Consider the following 763-nt stretch of genomic DNA (forward strand, 5'->3'; position numbering starts at 1 on the left):
GACGCGGCCGGCGAGCACGAGCAGGAAGAAGACCAGCTCGATCCCCCCGGTCCCGGCCCCGAGCGGCCGAAGACCGGCGTTGACGGCCGAGAGCACACCGAGCAGGGCGAGCGCTTTGGCGTCGATGCCCCCACGGGACAGCTCGGCGAGCACGACGAGGATGAGCACGGGCAGCGTCGCCATGAAGACGAACGGGGCATCAGCGGTGTGCGCGGCCGCGGTCGGCTGCGGGTGGGCGAGCAGCGGCCAGCAGAACATGGCCAGCCCGAGGAGGCTCGCGACGGTGAGAACCAGCGCGGGCCGCGGAGTCAGGCGGACAGGGCGGGGCGGTGGGCCGAGGAAGTCGGTCATGCCGGGGTCACCTTCACCGCCACCCAGCCGCGTGCCGGAGTCACCTCTACCGGCACCCGGCCGCCCGGACGCACCCCGGCAGGCACGGCTGGTTGGCGCAGGCAGATGCCGGCGCGCTGGGGTGCCAGCCGGAGGCTGCCGACCGGGCGGGTCGGCGGGCGGACAGGGCGAAGCGATGGGCCGAGGAGTTCGGTCACGCCGGAATCACCTCCACCGCCACCCGGACGCACGCCCACGGGCACGGGTGCTCGGCGCAGGCAGGCACCGCCACGCCCGGATACCGGCCGAGGACTGCCGACCGGAAGCCGCGGGGGTCGGCTTCGACGCAGGCTTCCGGGCGCCCTGGGGACCGGCGGCGGCGCGGGCTGCCGACCGGAAGCCCCGGGGGCCGACTTCGACGCGGCCTCCCGGG

The 763-nt window shown here is 75.9% G+C and carries 1 pseudogene; it reads right to left on the bottom strand.

The features are described from left to right. A pseudogene (locus CCN39_RS48645) lies at positions 1–351 on the bottom strand (ECF transporter S component); the annotation flags it as partial. Positions 352–763: the final 412 nt, after the last annotated feature.

It is taken from the genome of Amycolatopsis kentuckyensis (assembly GCF_002155975.1).
GTDB classification, from domain to species: domain Bacteria; phylum Actinomycetota; class Actinomycetes; order Mycobacteriales; family Pseudonocardiaceae; genus Amycolatopsis; species Amycolatopsis kentuckyensis.